The 2,525-nt window shown below is 37.3% G+C and carries 1 protein-coding gene and 2 pseudogenes; all 3 read right to left on the reverse strand.

Translation table 11 applies throughout. From position 1 onward, the window contains the following. Positions 1–395: pseudogene (locus tag WBN20_RS13710) on the reverse strand (hypothetical protein); the annotation flags it as partial. A gap of 219 nt (positions 396–614) precedes the next feature. Continuing rightward, entirely contained in the window at positions 615–2,045 is a 1,431-nt protein-coding gene (locus tag WBN20_RS13715) for an alpha/beta hydrolase (protein ID WP_424282097.1), read from the reverse strand. Between the two features lie 24 nt (positions 2,046–2,069). After that, positions 2,070–2,525: pseudogene (locus WBN20_RS13720) on the reverse strand (NAD-dependent epimerase/dehydratase family protein); the annotation flags it as partial.

The raw sequence follows: 2,525 nt of genomic DNA on the forward strand, positions 1-2,525 counted from the left end.
AGGATTTGAAAAGATATCTTTCGGTCTGCGTAACAGGAGGTCATATCATGACATTGTCCGAGATCTTCCATTTGTATCAGGTAGTTCTTTTGATCAAAATTTAAAATAGCAGGGATATGGGCCGATATGTAAGGTCCTTGCACAGCCTCATAAAACTTATGTTCCACCTCAATCCTGTTAAGAGGGGCTTCAATTTCCTGGTACTTTTGTACATAGGGGCGCGATTGTTTTAGAATAAAGGAACGTTGATTTGTTTTAACACGAAGGACAACATTCATATTACCTTCCCCTGGTTTCGAAATAGAATTTATGTTTTCATTGGTATTAAGCCAGTTTTTGGCTTCGAGAAAATCCTGAAGAGCGGGTAGTGAGGTATTGGCATCTATCGAAATCAAGCTTTGAACAATTTTATTGCAAGATAGTCTCAAAACAAAAATATCCTTACGTTACACTAAGATTTTTTATTCTAATTGAGATCCGGGAATTTCTGAAACTTAGGATGATATTTTTAAAGTCAACGTCCTTTTTAAATAGGAGATGTCATTTTGAGAAAGTATGACATTAAGAACGTTTATGAAAGTGTGAGATTCTTAGATTTTAGGTAAATGGGACTTTTACTCCAAATATATATTTAAACAAGAGGTGTTAAGTTGCCCATTTGGGTTATTCATAAAATCTATCATAACCTGATCTTTGCATTCCCGATTGCCACCTCCATGCCCTCCTTCATCTAGAATTAATAGTGTTCCGTTACTTAAATTTTCTTGAAAAAGATGCCCATTTTTTGGAGGGGTAACAGGATCAAATCTATTTACAAATATTAATGTCGGCACATCAGAATCATGAAATTTTCGTTCTTCCAAGGGTAAGTTATTGGCATGCCAGTTCATCCCGGCGATGTAAAAAGCATCAAAAAAGCCTAGTTTGACTGGAATTAAAGGATATTTTTTGTAGTCCTCCAAAATCACTGCTGCAGTATTGGCCGGATTAAAATTTTCAAATTTTTCTACTGATAACAACATGGTGAGATTTAGGCCTCCAGTTAACTCATATTCAAATGCCAGCACTTCAGTAATCACTTCTCCACCTCCCTCAATGAAGGCTCTTATGAGTTCTGGAGCCTTTTCTCTTGAATTACTCTGATAGAGCAACCTTCTCAGAAGATAGATCCCATCCTGGGCATTGATAGTTACATTTATTGAATCATTCATGGTGACTGTCAATGGCTTTTCCTTCAATATCGAAATCGCTTTAAAATAATCGTCTTTTAGACTTGGATATTGTTTTTTGCAATCGGGATCGTTTTCACAGTACTCGAATATTCTACCCAAAGCCAGTGAATAGCTGTCTAAACGATTAAGAAGAAAATCTCCGCTCAACGGAGAAGGCGAATCCAGTACAGAAGAATGAATGTATTCCGGGAACATATCCTGGACAATCCTTGCAATACGCGTACCATAAGAGCCGCCAAACAGATTATATTTCTTATAGCCCAAATGTTTAAAAAGCATTCCTACATCTTTCGCATTTTGTATGGAATTATAATATTCCGGACTAATGTCTAGTTCCTGGCATTTCTTTTTATACTCAAGAATCATGCTTTCAGTTAAGGCAAGTTCCTCTTTTTCATCGGCATCTTGGGCCATTATATCAAAGGCATCAAAAGACATATCTGGCAAGGCAGATGAATATCCGATACCGCGTTGGTCAAAAAGAATTATATCGCGCTCATTTCTCATGGGGTGTTCCAATAAGAAACCAACCATACCCTGATTCAGTGTATTACCTCCCGGGCCACCAGAAAAGAAAATCATCGGAAATGCAGCAGAAATACTGTCTTTGGCTTTTAAAACTATGTAGGTAATCTGAATTTGTTTGCCATCGGGATTATCATGATTTTCAGGCACCAGGATTGCACCCGACTGAACATCCCTACTGTCCGGGAGCCAATCCAGACCATCTGGCTTAACAGTTTTCTGGTATTCCTGGGACTGACAAACAAAAGTTAGCAGGAATACTACAATGTAAAAATTAATTTTTCTCATTCAGAATCATTTTTATAAAACCTTTCATTTACTGTAATCTAATTGTATAATTTCCCTTATTCCTTCTAAATAGGGGGTTGGTTTAAAATCAAAATGCTCGTTAAACTTGTCTGAATTAAACACATAATCTCTGTCGTACTGGTACATCATTTCAGGCATTTCCCGCATCAAAGGAATAAAAAGACCAAGTAATTTTACAATGAACTTTGTAGCTGTCTGCGTTTTAGGTTTCACACTCATTTCTTTTGCAATTGTGTTAATCCATTCCCGTCCGGTAAACGGATTTTCGGCCGTAGGTAAATGCCACACCTGGTTATAAGCGTTTTCAGAATTGCCAAGAATGGCAGTTGCTTTACCGGCATCAGGGGTATAGGTAAAAGAGTGCTTAAAATTTAGGGAAGCCATCCAATTGGCTTTTTTGCCGATACTCAAGGGTTTAAATACGGTCTCTGTTAACATACTCGTATTTTTAATACCCGG

The sequence above is a fragment of the Eudoraea sp. genome, from assembly GCF_049665975.1.
Classification (GTDB): Bacteria; Bacteroidota; Bacteroidia; order Flavobacteriales; family Flavobacteriaceae; genus Eudoraea.